Annotated in this window: 13 protein-coding genes and 1 pseudogene; 11 read left to right on the forward strand and 3 right to left on the reverse strand. The window is 61.6% G+C overall.

Annotated elements, in window-relative coordinates; genetic code table 11:
• Nucleotides 1–9 precede the first annotated feature (9 nt).
• The 8 genes from ACOJB8_RS14780 (at nt 10) to ACOJB8_RS14815 (ending at nt 7,704) form a co-directional block, all read left to right on the forward strand.
• The gene (locus tag ACOJB8_RS14780) at nt 10–708 is read left to right on the forward strand and encodes a MotA/TolQ/ExbB proton channel family protein (protein WP_475013099.1); all 699 of its coding nucleotides are present in this window, start codon (nt 10–12) and stop codon (nt 706–708) included.
• 2 nt (nt 709–710) lie between these two features.
• The gene (locus ACOJB8_RS14785; RefSeq protein ID WP_475013101.1) at nt 711–1,109 is read left to right on the forward strand and encodes an ExbD/TolR family protein; all 399 of its coding nucleotides are present in this window, start codon (nt 711–713) and stop codon (nt 1,107–1,109) included.
• 1 nt (nt 1,110) lies between these two features.
• The gene (locus ACOJB8_RS14790) at nt 1,111–1,848 is read left to right on the forward strand and encodes an energy transducer TonB (RefSeq protein WP_475013103.1); all 738 of its coding nucleotides are present in this window, start codon (nt 1,111–1,113) and stop codon (nt 1,846–1,848) included.
• Nucleotides 1,845–3,434: an alkaline phosphatase family protein gene (locus tag ACOJB8_RS14795; protein WP_368618406.1), complete on the forward strand. Its 1,590-nt coding sequence runs from the start codon at nt 1,845–1,847 to the stop codon at nt 3,432–3,434. Before ACOJB8_RS14790 ends, ACOJB8_RS14795 begins: the two co-directional genes overlap by 4 nt.
• 7 nt (nt 3,435–3,441) lie before the next feature.
• On the forward strand, nt 3,442–4,158 hold the full coding sequence (locus ACOJB8_RS14800) for a response regulator transcription factor (RefSeq protein WP_368618405.1): 717 nt from the start codon (nt 3,442–3,444) through the stop codon (nt 4,156–4,158).
• Nucleotides 4,159–4,177: 19 nt separating this feature from the next.
• Nucleotides 4,178–5,506, forward strand: coding sequence for a sensor histidine kinase (locus tag ACOJB8_RS14805; RefSeq protein ID WP_475013106.1), 1,329 nt, complete (start codon nt 4,178–4,180; stop codon nt 5,504–5,506).
• 592 nt (nt 5,507–6,098) lie between these two features.
• Nucleotides 6,099–6,416 carry a hypothetical protein gene (locus ACOJB8_RS14810; protein WP_475013108.1) on the forward strand — a complete coding sequence of 106 codons (318 nt, stop codon included), beginning with the start codon at nt 6,099–6,101 and terminating at the stop codon, nt 6,414–6,416.
• A 319-nt stretch (nt 6,417–6,735) separates the two neighbouring features.
• Complete coding sequence (locus tag ACOJB8_RS14815) at nt 6,736–7,704, forward strand: Dyp-type peroxidase (protein WP_475013288.1); 969 nt, start codon at nt 6,736–6,738, stop codon at nt 7,702–7,704.
• A 49-nt stretch (nt 7,705–7,753) separates the two neighbouring features.
• On the opposite strand, the gene ACOJB8_RS14820 is transcribed toward ACOJB8_RS14815, so the two are convergent.
• The 3 genes from ACOJB8_RS14820 to ACOJB8_RS14830 form a co-directional block, all read right to left on the reverse strand.
• Nucleotides 7,754–8,128: a TraR/DksA family transcriptional regulator gene (locus ACOJB8_RS14820; protein ID WP_069266294.1), complete on the reverse strand. Its 375-nt coding sequence runs from the start codon at nt 8,126–8,128 to the stop codon at nt 7,754–7,756.
• Between the two features lie 37 nt (nt 8,129–8,165).
• A complete protein-coding gene (locus ACOJB8_RS14825) occupies nt 8,166–8,807 on the reverse strand; it encodes a MarC family protein (protein ID WP_475013110.1) in 642 nt (213 codons plus the stop codon).
• A gap of 745 nt (nt 8,808–9,552) precedes the next feature.
• Nucleotides 9,553–10,977, reverse strand: a complete 1,425-nt coding sequence (locus tag ACOJB8_RS14830; RefSeq protein ID WP_368603002.1) for an aminotransferase-like domain-containing protein — start codon at nt 10,975–10,977, stop codon at nt 9,553–9,555.
• Nucleotides 10,978–11,297: 320 nt separating this feature from the next.
• Here ACOJB8_RS14830 and ACOJB8_RS14835 point away from each other — a divergent pair.
• The 3 genes and pseudogenes from ACOJB8_RS14835 to ACOJB8_RS14845 all read left to right on the forward strand — a co-directional run.
• Nucleotides 11,298–11,423 (forward strand): annotated as a pseudogene (locus ACOJB8_RS14835) (cytochrome d ubiquinol oxidase subunit II); the annotation flags it as partial.
• Between the two features lie 332 nt (nt 11,424–11,755).
• The gene (locus ACOJB8_RS14840) at nt 11,756–14,032 is read left to right on the forward strand and encodes an FdhF/YdeP family oxidoreductase (protein ID WP_475013112.1); all 2,277 of its coding nucleotides are present in this window, start codon (nt 11,756–11,758) and stop codon (nt 14,030–14,032) included.
• A 99-nt stretch (nt 14,033–14,131) separates the two neighbouring features.
• Nucleotides 14,132–15,520 (forward strand): cytochrome ubiquinol oxidase subunit I, encoded by a 1,389-nt coding sequence (locus ACOJB8_RS14845; protein WP_475013113.1) that lies wholly within the window; start codon nt 14,132–14,134, stop codon nt 15,518–15,520.
• Nucleotides 15,521–15,524 lie beyond the last annotated feature (4 nt).

A 15,524-nucleotide genomic window follows, 5' to 3' on the forward strand; every position in this document is an offset into this window, starting at 1 on the left:
TTCCCTTCCATGACTGCCGACACTCTGATGAAACTAGCGAGCGATTCGGGCGGCGTGTTGTACGTCATCGCGGCGATGCTGTTCGTTGCACTGACACTGATCGTCGAGCGCACCTGGTTCCTGCAACGCGTGGCCGCCAGCGGCCGTACGGTCCTCAATCAGCTCGACCGGTCCGGCCGCGTCGATACGGCCACGCTTTCGACGCTGGCGGCCCGCTATCGCGAGCTGCCGGTGGGGCGGCTTCTGTCTGCCGCCGCGCGTATGGGCGGCGAGCACAACCGCGACACGCTCACGGCGTCGCTCGATGAAACGATCATGCGTGAAGCCCCGCGCATCGACCGCTTCCTGTGGGTGCTCGACACCATCGTGACGCTCGCGCCGCTGCTTGGCCTGTTCGGCACGATCGTCGGCATGTTTCACGCGTTTCAGGTGCTCTCGAATCCCGGCAACGCGCCCACGCAGGTGACGGGTGGTGTTGCCGAAGCGCTCGTGGCAACCGCATCCGGCATTTTCGTTGCGATGATCGGCCTGTTGTTCTTCAACGGTCTGCATAACCGTGTGCGGCTCGCCGCGCATCAGCTCGAAACGCTGAAAGTGTCGCTCGTCAACCGCATGGCGGGCCATGCGCACGAGGCGCGCTTCGAGGCCGGCGAGAATGCGCGTGACACGGTACATGGTGTGGCCGCGATCGCCCCGCAGGGAGCGTGACGATGAAGTATTTTGAAGCACGCAAAGCGCGCATCGAGATCATCCCGATGATCGACATCATGTTCTTTCTGCTGGTGTTCTTCATCATGATCACGCTGCACATGATTCCGAACGCGGGTCTCGCCACGCAGCTGCCATCCAGTTCGACCACGCAAACGTTGCCGCCGCCGAAGGTGACGGTCACGCTCGCCGAGGACGGTGCGCTTTCGGTCGACGGCCGCACGCTCACGCCCGCGCAGCTCACGGCGTTGCTGGCCGCGCAGGCCGACCCGTCGCATACCGTCGTGACGATTGCGGGCGCGGGCACCACACGCCTGCAGTATCTGGTCACGACGATGGACGCGTGCCGCGCCGCCGGCGTGAGCCAGGTCGGCCTCGCGGCCCAGCCGGCGGCGAAGTGACATGACAACCTTGTCCACCGCACGCCTCGCGCCGGAAAAGCACCGCCTGTACGCGGCGGCGGCTGTCGCGCTGGTCGTGGAAAGTGCGTTGCTCGCGGGTGCGTGGTTCATGCTCCGGCAGAAAAGCGCCGAGCCGCCGCCTCAGCGGCCGCCTACGCTGCTTGCGCTGACGAGCGCACCGGTGCCGCAGCCCGCGCCCGCTGCAGTTCCCGTTACAACGCCGGTTCCGAAGCCGCAGCCGCCGCATCCGGCGGTTCAGCCGCCACGGCCTCGAGAGACGCCGCCGGTGCGCCGCGTGGTGCATGCCGCTGCGCGGCAGCACGCAGAGGCGCCGCAGCCAAACGTGCCGATACCAGCGCCAACTCCGGCGCCGGCGACCGCGCCAACGGCCGCACCGCCCGAACGGGCGCCGCCGCCCGCGCCTGCTGTTCCGCCCGCGCCCGCACGCGCCAGTGTCAGCTTCGAAAGCGCGCTACGCGCCGCGATCCAGGCCGCGCTGCACTACCCGGAGTCGGCACGCATGGCGGGCATGTCAGGGCGAACGCGCGTCGCGTTCCAGTACCGCGACGGCGTCGTGACGGGCGCCACGGTCCTCGTGTCCAGCGGCATCGGCCTGCTCGACCGCGCCGCGCTGGCCGCCGTGCATGACGCCAACTATCCGATGCCGGAATCCGACTTCGCAGGAAAAACTCTTACCGAACAACTATGGGTCAACTTCAATCTCGCCGATCAGGAATGAATCGTCTGCTGCCTTCCATGGTCACCACGCTCGCCGCCGCGCTCGCCGGCGCTTTCGCCCTCTTGACGGGCAGCGCCGCAGCCGCCGCTTCGTTGCCCGCGCAAGCGAACGTCCACCACGTGCTGCTCGTGAGCGTAGACGGCTTGCATGCGAGCGATCTCGCCCGCTTCGTTGCCGCGCATCCGGACAGCGAACTGGCGCAGCTTGCGGCGCAGGGCGTCAACTACACACACGCCCGCGCGGTCGTGCCGGCCGACTCCTTCCCCGGCCTGCTCGCACTCGTGACGGGCGGCACTCCCGCAGCCACCGGCGTCTACTACGACGACTCCTATGACCGCGCCCTCTCCCCTCCCGGCAGCGACTGCAGCCGCATGGGCACGCGCGTGCGCTACGACGAATCGCTCGACGAGGACGACGGCCACGGCCACGACATGATCGACCCGGCCAAGCTGCCGCGCGACCCGCGACACGGTTGCGCGCCCGTCTACCCGCACGCGTACCTGCGTGTGAACACAATTTTCGAGGCGGTGCGCGACGCGGGCGGCTACACCGCCTGGATCGACAAGCACCCGACCTACGAACTGGTGGAAGGCCCGTCCGGCCATGGTGTCGACGATCTGTTCCTGCCGGAGATCGGCGCGAACTACGAAGGCCTGAGCGACGCGAAGCCCCGCGAAATCACCGGCTCGCTCGCGAAAACCGAGGCTTATGACGACATGAAGGCGCGCGCCATCGTCAACGAGATCGATGGCCGCACTCACGACGGCAGCGCAGCGGCAACCGTGCCGAACGTGTTCGGCCTGAATCTGCAATCGGTCAACGTCGCCCAGAAAATCTACGGCTATCGCGACGCCAACGGCGAGCTCACGCCAGGTCTCGACGGCGCGATCGCGCATGTCGATGCACAGTTGCGCAGCTTCCTGAGTGAACTCGACAGACAGCACCTGCGCGACGACACGCTCGTGATCGTGACTGCCAAGCACGGCAACGGGCCGATCGATCGAGCACGCCTCGACAAGATCGACGAGGCGCGCCTCGCTGGCGTGATCGACCAGGCAGCGCCCGGCGCGCTCGCGCAACTGACCACGGACCACGGCGCGCTCGTCTGGCTGCGCCACCCGTCCGCCGCGCAAAGCATCACCGCCGCGCTGCGTGCGCATGCGCGCGAACTGGGTATCGTCGACGTCATCAGCGGTGAGCGTCTCGCGCTGCGGTTCCCCGCGCCCGCCGCCGATAGCCGCACGCCGGACATCGTGATCGTGTCGCGCAACGGCGTCATATTTACGCCGCCTCACGATGGTAAGCTCGCCGAACACGGGGGGTTCCACGACGACGACACCCATGTCGCGCTGCTCATATCGAGCCCACGGCTTGCACAAGCGGGCCGCAGCGTGACGTGGCCTGTATCGACGACCCAGGTCGCGCCATCGATACTCGCGGCGCTCGGCCTCCCGCCCGATGCACTACAGGCCGTCAAGCTCGAAGGCACACCGGTGCTGCCGGATACGCGCTGGACTGCGACGGGCTCGCTCGCCTATGACGACAAGAACGCCAACGCCGCAGCGCGGCCATCGACCCGCCAATGAGCCCCCGATGAGCAGTCCGTCCTCAAGCCGCTCCCGCGTTCTGGTCGTCGAAGACGACCCCGGCGCGGGGCTCGAAATCACCGCAGCGCTCGAAGACTACGGGTTCGACGCCGAATGCGTGCCCACCGGCTTTCATGGGCTGCTGCGCGCGACCAATGGCGATTTCGATGCCATCGTGCTGGATCGCATGCTGCCGGACCTCGACGGCCTGTCGATTCTCGCGACGTTGCGCAATATCGGCAAGGAAACGCCCGTGTTGATTCTGAGCGCGCTCGATGCGGTGGACGAACGCGTTCGGGGTTTGCGGGCGGGCGGCGACGACTATCTCGTCAAGCCATTTGACGGACTCGAGCTCACGGCGCGACTGAACGCGCTGCTGCGCCGCCGGTATGCGGCAACGAGCGGCACGCCCGCAGCGTCACTGCTACGGGTCGACGACCTCACGCTCGACACGCAAACGCGCATCGTGCGGCGCGGTGCACAGCTCGTCGAACTGAAGCCGCGCGAGTACAGCCTCCTCGAATACTTGATGCGTCACGCGGGCGAGGTGGTCACACGCGCGATGCTGCTCGAGTCAGTCTGGAACTATCACTTCAACACGCAGACGAACGTAATCGACATGCATATCAGCAACCTGCGCCGCAAGTTGAGCTTCAACGGGCGCCTCTCGGCGATGGTCGTTACGGTGCGCAACGCGGGCTACATCATCCATGCAACGGCTTAAGAGGCGCGGGCATGCGCGGATGAGGAGCGTCGGCTGGCTGCTGTTGGCGTTCGTCGGCTCGGCGATCATGCTCTTCGCGCTTCTCTACTGGCTCACGGGCAGCTATCTGCTGCACGAGGTCGACGAACGCCTGCGCGGCGAGTTTGCCGAGTTTCATGCGATCAGTCGCGACCAGGCGATCGCGACCATTGGCGCGCTCAGCCATCGGGACATTGCCAGCACGCGGCCCTATGGCGTGTTCGAGGCGAATGGCATACGGCTCGCGGGCAATGTCTCGATACTGCCGCCGCAGAAGGATCGCAAGCCATTCAACTATACGGAGACGATCCAGGACGGCAACCGCACCGTGACCACGCACTATCGCGGCATCATCATTCCGACCACGAGCGGGTTGCGCATCGTGGTCGGCCATTCGATCGACGAAGTGCTCAGCTTTGACCGCACCCTGCTCAAGACGCTGTGCGCCGGCGTGGCGCTGGCGAGCCTGCTCGCGCTCGCTTGCGGCGCGGCACTCAACCACCTCGCGAACCGCAGGATTGCGGCAATCGGCGAGACCGCCCGCGAAATCATGGCGGGCAAGCTGAACCGGCGGCTCCCGCAGCGCGGCACCAATGACGACCTCGACCACCTTGCCGCGATCGTCAACACGATGCTCGACGAGATCGAACGGCTAGTGGAGGAAGTGCGCGGCGTGTGTGCGGGCGTGGCGCACGATCTGCGCACGCCGATGACCTCCCTGCGTGCTGGACTCGAGCGATCACGCCGGCGCACGGGCACATCCGACGAGTACGCTCGCGCAATCGATGAGGCAATTGGCCAGTCGGACCTCGTGCTCAATCGCTTCAGCGCGCTGCTACGCATTGCGGAAGTCGAGTCCGGCAGCCGCCGCGCGAGTTTTCGAAGGGTCTCCCTCGACGCCGTGATGCGCGATGTCACCGAACTGTATGAGCCCCTTGCGGAGCATCGCGGCCTTTCGCTGACTCTGGATACGTCCATGCCAGTCGAAGTCAATGGGGACTTCGATCTCCTGTTCGGCGCAATCGAAAACCTTGTCGACAACGCGCTGAAGTTCACACCCGAAGGCGGTGCAGTCAAGCTGAGCGCGCGGATCGACGGCGGGCAACCCTTGCTCGTCGTAGCCGATACAGGGCACGGCATCGCACCTGCCGAGCGCGGTGCTGTGCTGCGGGCGTTCTATCGCGGACACACGTCCGGACGCTCAATCCCGGGCCATGGCCTTGGCCTGAGCCTCGTCGCCGCCATTGCGCGGGTTCATGACGCGGCCATCGAGATCCTGGACAACGAGCCCGGATGCAGGATGCAGTTGCGGTTTCCGAGGGCCGGGTAACCCGGTACCTTGTAGACCTTCGGGGATTCGCCATGGGGCGAAACATCCCGCAGAACGAGTGCTCCCGATGAAAGGGAGTCCCAGCGCGCTCCGGCATCCGCGCCCGGCATACGGTCTCGCGCTGCCAAGCCCGGTCGTTGGACGCGTGCTCGCTGGTATTGCGCATCCGCGGAGTAGTCCTGACAGAAGTCGGCCGCGTCTTGCGCTCCATTTGTTCGGCGCTCGCCGCTCTTCGATCGCTTTTCTCACAAGTCCCGACCCGCCACTGCCCCGTATCGAACCGCATCAGCCAGTCGACTCGACATTCGTTATAACATCGTAGACCGTGTTTTAACCGGTACCCTCTGGAGGCAGCATGCGACCCGACAGAATCATGTTTATCCGGCACGCGGATAAGCCCGCCGCAAATGAAGGTATGGGAATCGAAGCGGACGGCAAGCCTGACGCGGAGAGCCTTTGCGTTCGCGGTTGGCAGCGTGCTGGCGCTCTGGCACGATTCTTTTGCCCAATCGAGAAAGCGCATGCGGCGCAACTCAAACCAGCCACCGTATTCGCTGCGGGTGCAGGTCCTTCGAGCAAGAGCAAGCGGTCGATGCAAACTGTGGCGCCCCTTGTTTCGCTGCTGCGTGAGACGTCGCAGGTCGACTACGTCACGACTTATCTGAAAGACGACGGTCGAGCGCTAATGGCAGACGTACTCACTCGCGCGGGCGTCGTGTTGATTGCGTGGGAGCACAAAGTGCTGCCGTCGCTCATCAGGCACATGCCGCGCGCGCCCATCGTCCCTGCAACGTGGCCCGATGACCGTTTCGACGTCGTATGGATATTCGATCGCACCGGGGACAACTGGTCATTTTCGCAGCTCCCTCAATTGCTACTTGCGGGCGACTCGACCGCGCCGATTCGCTAGGCATTACTTTTTGGTTTCGGTCCGTTCTCGCACTACCTCAGATTGGTTTCATCCGATATTAAGAATCGGAGCATGCCGCAGCTTCAGATCGCGCAAAACTACAAGTGATATGACGGAAAGAGACCGTCATTCATAAGTTTATTGCCGTTTTTTCCTGACTTCGGCGAAGAAAGTGGGTGCCCAATGTCTGCCCAAAAAATGGAGAAGCGGCATGGATGTTATCGTGATTGTGTAGCGGCTCATGCCACAAACCTGCCGTCCCTGAACATCGTCCCGATGCGATCCGGCAGTTCGCGTCACCACAGGAGGGCCCTTGAACGTGCCAACTTCGCAGATCCCATCCGCGCAACAACAAGCACTCGCGGTCGAACCGCAAGCGATCGATGCGCCCTGCTCGGCCGCCGCCGCTTTCCTCGTACTCGTGGTCAAGGACGACAACGCGTCGATCGCTCTCGCTCGATCCGTCATCGCCAGCACCGACGATCTTGTCAAAGACGTCCGGATTCGAGCCAACGGTGGCCTCTTTAGCTGCAACGTAGGGATCTCACATCGCGCCTGGGGGCCACTCACCGGGAAGCCGCTGCCGAAGGAGCTCAGACCGTTCCAGGAAGTACGGGGCGCGACTCACACCGCCGTCGCAACCGCGGGCGATCTGCTTTATCACGTACGCGCGGAATCGACGGACGTCATCGTCGAATTCGAAAGAATTCTCCTCGAAGCCTTCGGCACCGCAGTCGAAGTCATTGACGACGTGGCGGGATTCCGTTATTTCGACGGACGCGATCTGCTGGAATTCGTCGATGGCACCGCGAACCCCGATGGTCTCGATCTGCCCGACGCAACAATAGTCGCGGAGGAAGACCCGGAATATGCCGGCGGCAGTTATGTCGTGATCCAGAAGTATCTGCACGACATGGCTGCCTGGCGAGCACAAAGCGTGGAGATGCAAGAAGCCATCATAGGTCGAAAAAAATTCGATAATGTCGAGCTGGCGGACGCGACGACGGGCCAGAAATCGCACAAGACGCTCTGCACCATTGAAGATGCAGACGGAGAACACGATATTCTCCGCGACAACATGCCGTTCGCCGCGCCGGGGCGTAACGAGTACGGCACCTATTTCATTGGCTATTCACGCCATCTGTGGGTGATAGAAAAAATGCTCGAGCGAATGTTTATCGGTGATCCGCCACCGCTCCACGACCGGATTCTGGACTTCTCAAAGGCCGTAACGGGGGTGACGTTCTTTGCGCCGGCGCGACAATTTTTAAGCAGCATCGCAGGGTGATCGCGGCTACTTCCCGTCGCGTGGCGGAGTAAGTGAAAAGCGGGCGAAGTCAGCGGCCGGCATCGCGCTCGCTTTCCTCCTGTACCGTTAGGATTGCCTCGGGCAGTACCTTCAGTCGCTCGATGGGAATAGGTTTGCCGCTTCTATCGGAATACCCATAGGTGCCTTCGGCGATCTTTTCAAGCGCACGCTGGATGTCGGCGATCCTGCGGTCGTTCACGCTGCGCAGCGCCTGATTGGCGATATCCTGCTCCATCTTCTGGGCATCGTCCTCGAACTCCCTCGCCTCGTCGCCGGACGCCTCCTCCTGATTGCGCTCGGCCGAAATCGTCCCTTCTTCACCGCCGAGCACCTCGCGTTGCATCGCCAGCAAGCGCTGACGCTGATTCTCGATGAACGCTTCGCTCAATATCTGGCCAGTCATAGCGATTCTCCCGAAGACCCATCAATGACACTGCGAGCTAGTGAACCAAACCCTTGAATATTGTCGTCAAACTTGCGGCCATCATTTCGACTGCGATGGCTGCCAGTATCATACCCATCAGACGTCTGGCGATTGCCGTCACCTTGGCAGACAGAAAGCGCCCGAGATACGGCGCGGAAAACAACGCAACGGCCAGCAATGCGAGGAACACGACCAGCCCAATGGCGAGACTCCCAATCTCTCCGTTGGCGGCTGCGGCGTGCCCGAACGCGACCAGCGTGGCGATCGTGCCGGGGCCGACAAGAAGAGGCGTCGTCAGCGGGAAGATCGCCACGTCCTGATCATAGCCGCTCTCCCCCACTTCGCGTTGCTGCGGCGTGTGCTGCGCGCTGGGCGAGCCGTGTACCATGTCCAGCGCGATCAGCAATACAAGCAAGCCTCCCGCGAGACGGAAATCGTCGATGCTGACCCCAAACACGTTGAGGATCGTCTCGCCCAGCGTGACGGAGATGGCACAGCCAATTGTCACGCCGATAAAGGTTGTGGCCGCAACGGCCCGCTTCTTCCCGTCCGCCATCCCTTCGGTTAGCGAAAGAAAAACCGGGATGTTCGCGACGGGATTCATGATCGCAAAGAGCGAGGAGAAGACCTTCATCGAAAACGTGAAGTCGATGGCCATGAGTAACCTCGTGATCGCAGTCCACCCTACGATTCCAACGCGTACCGTTCGACGAACGCAGCAGACGCTTCAATCCAGCCCGGGCCGCCCGCCTTCGCGACAGGCTTGTGTGCGCCCCTTCGAGCATATCACCACGAATCGGCCACCGACGGCTTCGATGAGAGTCGGCCCACAGGCTCGCCATCGAGCTTGAAAATGGCAACGCATGTACACAGTACCTGTGCCTGCTGCGCCATGGTCTGTGCCGCGGCAGCAAGTCCCGAAATAAAATCTCCCTCATCTCTTCCGATACTTGGCATCACGTGTAAGTCCGGTGTTCGCGGGCCTGCTGGACCAATCCGTCTTGCTTGCTCGCGCGTGCCGGTGCCATAATCAGTTTCCTGACGACCAGCGGGAGTCAATCGTGGCGCTTGAGCGAAAGAGCCGAAGGCACCGTTTTCTGCACGATCTGAAGTGGATGGCCATTCTCTGGTGCGTCGGATTCGGCGCGACCGTTCTACTCACGCTACCGTTTCATTTTCTCGTTATGGCCATGATGAAGAAGTAGGAATACGCAGAGGGTTATTTCACAGGAATCCACTGCGCGCCGCGCCGCATCAGATCGACAAATAACATTCAAGTTGCGTGGTGCATGCCGTTGACCAAACGTTGACGGCACATCACGGCCCGGTACAAATGTACGACCGCGCGAACTCGTCCGATATTATGACTTTGGTTGCTGGCTTACCTGAGCAGCACGCTTTCCCTATCGCGCGCAAGACGCTGCGAGTTTGCCGACCGTGATGACCGCCTGCTCGATCTCCGGCGACCACGGCGTGCTGTAATTGAGCCGGATATAGTTGCGATAGTTGTCCGAGACGGAAAACATATGGCCCGGTCCGATCGTGATTCCCCGCGCCAGAGCGAGCTGGTAGAGCTTCATCGAATCCACCTTCGCCGGCAATTCGATCCATAACACGTATCCACCCGTCGGACTCGACGTGCGCGTGCCCGCCGGAAAAAAGCGCGCGACCATCGACTTCATCAGATTGGCCTGTTGCGCGTAGTTTTTGCGGATGCGCCTCAAGTGATGCTCGTAACCATCCCGTTCGAGATATTCGGCGATCGCGAGCTGAGGAATCACCGAAGTCGTCAGCGTATTGAGAAACTTCAGCTTTTCGACTTCGTCGCGATAACGGCCGGGTAAAGCCCAGCCGATGCGATACGCCGCTGTCAGACTCTTCGAAAATGAACCGCAGTGAAGCACCATGTTCTTTTTGTCATACGACTTGAGCGTGGTGGGATGCGAATCGCCGAAATACAGTTCGTTGTACACACCATTTTCGATCACCGGTATCCCCGCCTTCGCAAGCAGGGCGACAAGTTCGCGCTTGCGCTCGTCAGGCATCTGAAACCCGAGCGGATTCTGGAAATTCGGCATTACCATGCAGGCGGCAATCGGCCCTGATTCAATGATCTTCTCCAGCGCCTCTATTTCGATGCCGTACTCGGGGTGCGTTGCCACCTCGATCGCCTTCATGCCCGAGCGCTCGATGGCGTGAAGCATGGCGTAGAACGTGGGCGATTCCACGGCGATCACGTCGCCCGGTTTGGCGACCGCCTGCAGACACAGATTGATGGCCTCCGTCGCCCCCACCGTCACGATGATCTCGTTGGGGTCCACGGCCATGCCGTTTTCGAGGTACCGCCGGGCAATTTGCCGGACCAGTTCCGGTGTGCCCGGCGGCAGCGCGTTGGTCACGCCCCATAGTGACTTCCTGCGTCCCGCGGCCGACGCGTAGCGGTTGAGCTTTTCATAGGGAAAAAGCTGCGGGTCCGGATACGGCGAACCGAGCGGCACAGCGTCGTCGGCGCCGATGGAGCGCAGCGTGGACAGCACGAGGCGGCTCACATCGACCGTCGCCGACACCGCAATCGGCCGGCTCGTGCGCAATTCGTCCGAATGCGTGCGTCCTTCGCCCACTCGCGTGCTCACAAAGTACCCGGACTGCGGGCGGCTCTCGAGCACGCCGCGGCTTTCCAGCAGCAGATAGGCGCGTATCACGGTGGTAATGCTGATGCGGTGCTGCTGGCTCGCCTGGCGAACCGACGGCACTCGGTCGCCGGGGCGGTAGACGCCCTTGCGAATCAGCGTCTCGATATCGTCCGCGAGTTTTTCATAGAGTTTCACTGTGGCCTCCCCGGCAATCCCTCACAGCACAGTTCATACAGTGTACTGCGGCGGACGAAACTGTACTCCATGTTCCAGGTGGATTCTGTGTGTCATGCAAGCCCCTCTTAACTTCTACGCTTGCGCCTATCCAGATACCGCGCACACCTTCATGGGCACATCGGGCCGCGCAAGCAACGAAGCTGCGTTCCTCTATCAGTTGTTCGTACGCATGTACGGCACCAACAATTTCCCCGGCTGCTCGAACATGCGCCATGAGGCCACGAGCCGCGGCCTGCCGACAACGGTCGGCATCGGCGATCGTCGCCGTATTCACGCCCGTGGCCGCCGCCTCGGACAGCACCACGCTTACGTCTATGCTGATCGGCATTGGTATCGTGTTTCCGGTCATGATCGGGTACAACCTCTATCTGTTCCGAGGCAAGGTGGTACCGGTCAAGCACTAACGCCTGCGCTCCCGATAGCTAATATCGGTTAGGCGGCAGTTCACGACAACGCGCTGCATCCCTAGAATGGGGTGGAGAATTTTAGCTCCACCTCATTTTTGTTTGGACGATGGTCATGTGACGGTGTCTGTCCAGCAATGGAGATCGAGATATTCGAATATACACAACGATAAAATAAAAAGTCGAAGTTAATAAGTTAATTCTTGTTCCGAATTCGGGATTGCCTAGAATCAAGCGTGGCACGCCGGATATCATCCGCGGACTTGTGCGGTCCCGGTATGGCATTGTCCCGGCTTTTCGCAGCGTGCGTAGAAAACCCAATGGAGTTTCCCATGACGAAACTACGTGATGTGCCCGGCGTCCATCCCTACACCGGCCCCGCCGGCGGCTGGGGCGCGCTCAAAGCAACCGCGCAGGCGATTCACGATCAAATGGAAAGCATCGAGGCGCCCATTACGCTGATGCGGACCAATCAACCCGATGGTTTCGATTGCCCCGGCTGTGCGTGGCCCGACAAGGAACACCGGTCCACGTTCCAGTTCTGCGAGAACGGTGCAAAGGCGGTGACCTGGGAAGCCACCACGAAGCGGGTGACGCCGGAATTCTTCGCTGAGAACACAGTCAGCTCGCTGCTGCAGAAAACGGACTATGAGCTCGAAGACATGGGGCGGCTCACACATCCTCTTGTATACGACCGCGCCACCGACAAGTTTCAGCCCGTCGACTGGGAAGACGCATTCGCGCGCATCGGTGAGATCCTGCGCTCGCTTACGCCGGACCAGGTCGAGTTCTATACGTCCGGACGCGCATCCAACGAGGCGGCGTTTCTGTATCAACTATTCGCACGCGAGTACGGAACGAACAATTTCCCCGATTGCTCGAACATGTGCCACGAGCCGACCAGCGTTGGTCTGCCGCAATCGATCGGGATCGGCAAAGGCACTGTCTCGCTCGAAGATTTCGACTCGACCGAACTCATTCTTTCCATCGGTCACAACCCGGGCACGAACCATCCGCGCATGATGGGTACGCTGCACGAAGCCGCGCGGCGAAACGTGCCGATCATCGTCTTCAATCCGCTGCGCGAGCGCGCGCTCGAACGCTTTGCCGATCCGCAAAGCATGATTGAAATGGCGACGTTCGGCTCGACCCGCATCGCGTCGACCTACTTTCAGCTGGACGCCGGCGGCGACGCGGCCGCGCTCAAGGGCGTCATGAAAGCGCTGCTGCAGATGGAGTCGGAGCAAGGCGACATACTCGACAAGGCGTTCATCGCTCAGCACACCGAAGGCTTCGACGCCTTCGCGGCGGACCTCGAAGCCACTTCGTGGGAAGACATCGAGAAAGCCAGTGGCCTTACGCGGCCCGACCTCGAACATGTGGCGATCGCCTACGCCAAATCGAACGCGACGATCGTCACGTATGGCATGGGCGTCACGCAGCACAATAAAGGCACCGCCAACGTGCGCTTGATCGCCGATCTGCTGTTGCTGCGCGGCAATTTCGGCAAGCCCGGCGTCGGCATCTGTCCGCTGCGCGGCCACTCGAATGTGCAAGGCAACCGCACGGTGGGCATCACCGAAAAGCCGTCGAAAGCGTTTCTCGGGCTGATCGAGAAGGCCTGCGGATTCACGCCGCCCGAAGCGCACGGTCATGACGCGGTGCAAGCCATGCAAGCCATGATCGACGGCAAGGCCAAGGCGCTACTCTGCCTGGGAGGCAATTTCGCCGTTGCGCTACCGGACTCCGAACAGTCGTTTCCCGCGATGGCTGCACTCGACCTGGGCGTGCACATCGGCACGAAGCTCAATCGAACCCATCTGCTCGTTTCGAAGGAAACCTATCTATTCCCGTGCCTCGGCCGCACGGAACTCGACATGCAGGGTACCGGGCGTCAATCCATCACGGTGGAAGATTCGATGTCCATGGTTCATGCATCGGCCGGCAAGCTCACGCCCGCTTCCGAACAGTTGCGCTCCGAACCCGCGATTGTTGCCGGCATGGCGCGCGCCACGCTGCCCGCCACCAAAGTGGCGTGGATGGACCTGATCGCCGACTATGACAAGATTCGCGATCTGATCGAACAGACCGTACCCGGCTTCGAGGACTTCAACCGGCGCATTCGCGTACCGGGCGGATTCCGCCTGCCGCTTCCGCCAACCGAACGGCAGTGGCACACGCCATCGGGCAAGGCCGAGTTCTCCGTCTATGGCGGCGTGAAGGAAGACGCCGACGTGCTGGGTGCGGAAAACGTGCTGCGGCTCATCACGATCCGCAGTCATGACCAGTACAACACGACGATCTACGCAATGGACGACCGCTACCGCGGCGTGTTTGGACGGCGCGACGTGCTCTTCATGAACGCGGACGACATGGCCGCGTACGGCATCGAACACGGCGATCTTGTCGACATCGAAACGGTCACCTCGGGCCGCAAGCTGCGGCTCAAGAACATCACAGCCATTGTGTACAGCATCGCACGCGGTTCCGTGGCGGCCTATTACCCGGAAGCCAACGTGCTTGTCCCACTGGACTATATCGACAAGGAAAGCGGAACGCCTTCGTACAAATCGGTGCCCGTGCATGTCGTGCGCGCGGCGGGAAACTAGTCTCATGGTATTCCGGTAGTCCGGCCGGGTGCCCGGCTTCCCGCGGCCGGCCTGTCCTTGGCAGGCAAATGCAGTCGTCACCAGGAGCTCAGAAGAATCATGGACATCTTCGACGCATTTCATCTCGCCAGGCTGCAGTTCGCATTCACCGTCTCGTTTCACATCGTATTTCCGGCGATCAGCATAGGCATGGCAAGCTTTCTCGCCGTGCTCGAATGGCGCCTCCTGCTCACGGGCGATGCGGCCTATAAGGACATGTACCGCTTCTGGTCGAAGATTTTCGCGGTGGGGTTCGGCATGGGCGTGGTCTCGGGCGTCGTGATGGCTTACGAGTTCGGGACGAACTGGAGTGGGTTCTCGACGATTGCGGGCAATATCACGGGTCCACTGCTCACCTATGAAGTCCTGACCGCATTCTTTCTCGAGGCGGGTTTTCTCGGCGTCATGCTGTTCGGCTGGAATCGCGTGAGTCCGAAAGCGCATTTCTTCGCCACGCTCATGGTCGCGATCGGCACGCTCATTTCGACATTCTGGATTCTCTCGTCAAACAGCTTCATGCAAACACCGCAAGGCTACGCGATTCAGAATGGCCGCATCGTGCCGGTGGACTGGTGGAAGGTGATCTTCAATCCTTCGTTCCCGTTCCGTCTGGCGCATATGACCATCGCAGCCTTTATCGTTGCCGGCTTTATCGTGGCCGCCTGCGGCGCGTGGCATTTGCTTCAGGGGCGGCGCGACGTGCCGGTGAAGCGCAGTTTCTCGATGGCGCTGTGGATATTGCTCTTTCTCGCGCCGATTCAGATTCTGGTCGGCGACGCGCACGGCCTCAATACCCGGGAGCATCAGCCGGCGAAGATCGCCGCAATTGAAGGGCTCTGGGAAACCGAGCGCGGCGGCACCGCGCTCAATTTAATCGGCTTTCCCGACATGAACGCGGAAGTGACGCGTTACGCGATCCGCATCCCGCATCTCGGCAGCCTGATTCTCACCCACAGCTGGAACGGCGAAATTCGCGGACTCAAGGAGTTTCCGCCGGAGGATCGCCCGTTTTCGCCAATTATCTTCTGGACGTTCCGCATCATGGCCGGACTCGGCATGCTGATGTTGCTCACCGCCGTGGTCGCACTTTTGCTTCGTCGCGGCGGCCGCCTTTATGAAGCGCGCTGGTTCCAGTGGTTCGTATTGTGCATGGGCCCATCCGGCATTCTGGCACTACTGGCGGGCTGGATTACGACTGAAGTGGGCAGGCAGCCGTGGACCGTGTACGGCATCGTGCGTACCGTCGACTCCATGTCGCCCATTGGCGCGCAGCAGGCGGGTGTTTCGCTGCTGATCTTCGTGATTGTCTATTTTCTTGTGTTCGGAACGGGCGTCTATTACATGCTCAAGATGATGAAAAAAGGTCCGGCCACCGGAGTGGAAAGCATCGAATCGCTCAAGTATCCGGGACTGCACAATCGCGCACTCGACGCTGTGGTGGGGGAATGAGGCC

Source organism: Paraburkholderia sp. BR10141 (assembly GCF_056155635.1).

Coding starts and splice junctions, on each gene's coding strand:
- ACOJB8_RS14780 (WP_475013099.1), top strand. CDS start 10: ATGACTGCCGACACTCTGATGAAACTAGCGAGCGATTCGGGCGGCGTG.
- ACOJB8_RS14785 (WP_475013101.1), top strand. CDS start 711: ATGAAGTATTTTGAAGCACGCAAAGCGCGCATCGAGATCATCCCGATG.
- ACOJB8_RS14790 (WP_475013103.1), top strand. CDS start 1,111: ATGACAACCTTGTCCACCGCACGCCTCGCGCCGGAAAAGCACCGCCTG.
- ACOJB8_RS14795 (WP_368618406.1), top strand. CDS start 1,845: ATGAATCGTCTGCTGCCTTCCATGGTCACCACGCTCGCCGCCGCGCTC.
- ACOJB8_RS14800 (WP_368618405.1), top strand. CDS start 3,442: ATGAGCAGTCCGTCCTCAAGCCGCTCCCGCGTTCTGGTCGTCGAAGAC.
- ACOJB8_RS14805 (WP_475013106.1), top strand. CDS start 4,178: ATGAGGAGCGTCGGCTGGCTGCTGTTGGCGTTCGTCGGCTCGGCGATC.
- ACOJB8_RS14810 (WP_475013108.1), top strand. CDS start 6,099: ATGCAAACTGTGGCGCCCCTTGTTTCGCTGCTGCGTGAGACGTCGCAG.
- ACOJB8_RS14820 (WP_069266294.1), bottom strand. CDS start 8,128: ATGACTGGCCAGATATTGAGCGAAGCGTTCATCGAGAATCAGCGTCAG.
- ACOJB8_RS14825 (WP_475013110.1), bottom strand. CDS start 8,807: ATGGCCATCGACTTCACGTTTTCGATGAAGGTCTTCTCCTCGCTCTTT.
- ACOJB8_RS14840 (WP_475013112.1), top strand. CDS start 11,756: ATGACGAAACTACGTGATGTGCCCGGCGTCCATCCCTACACCGGCCCC.
- ACOJB8_RS14845 (WP_475013113.1), top strand. CDS start 14,132: ATGGACATCTTCGACGCATTTCATCTCGCCAGGCTGCAGTTCGCATTC.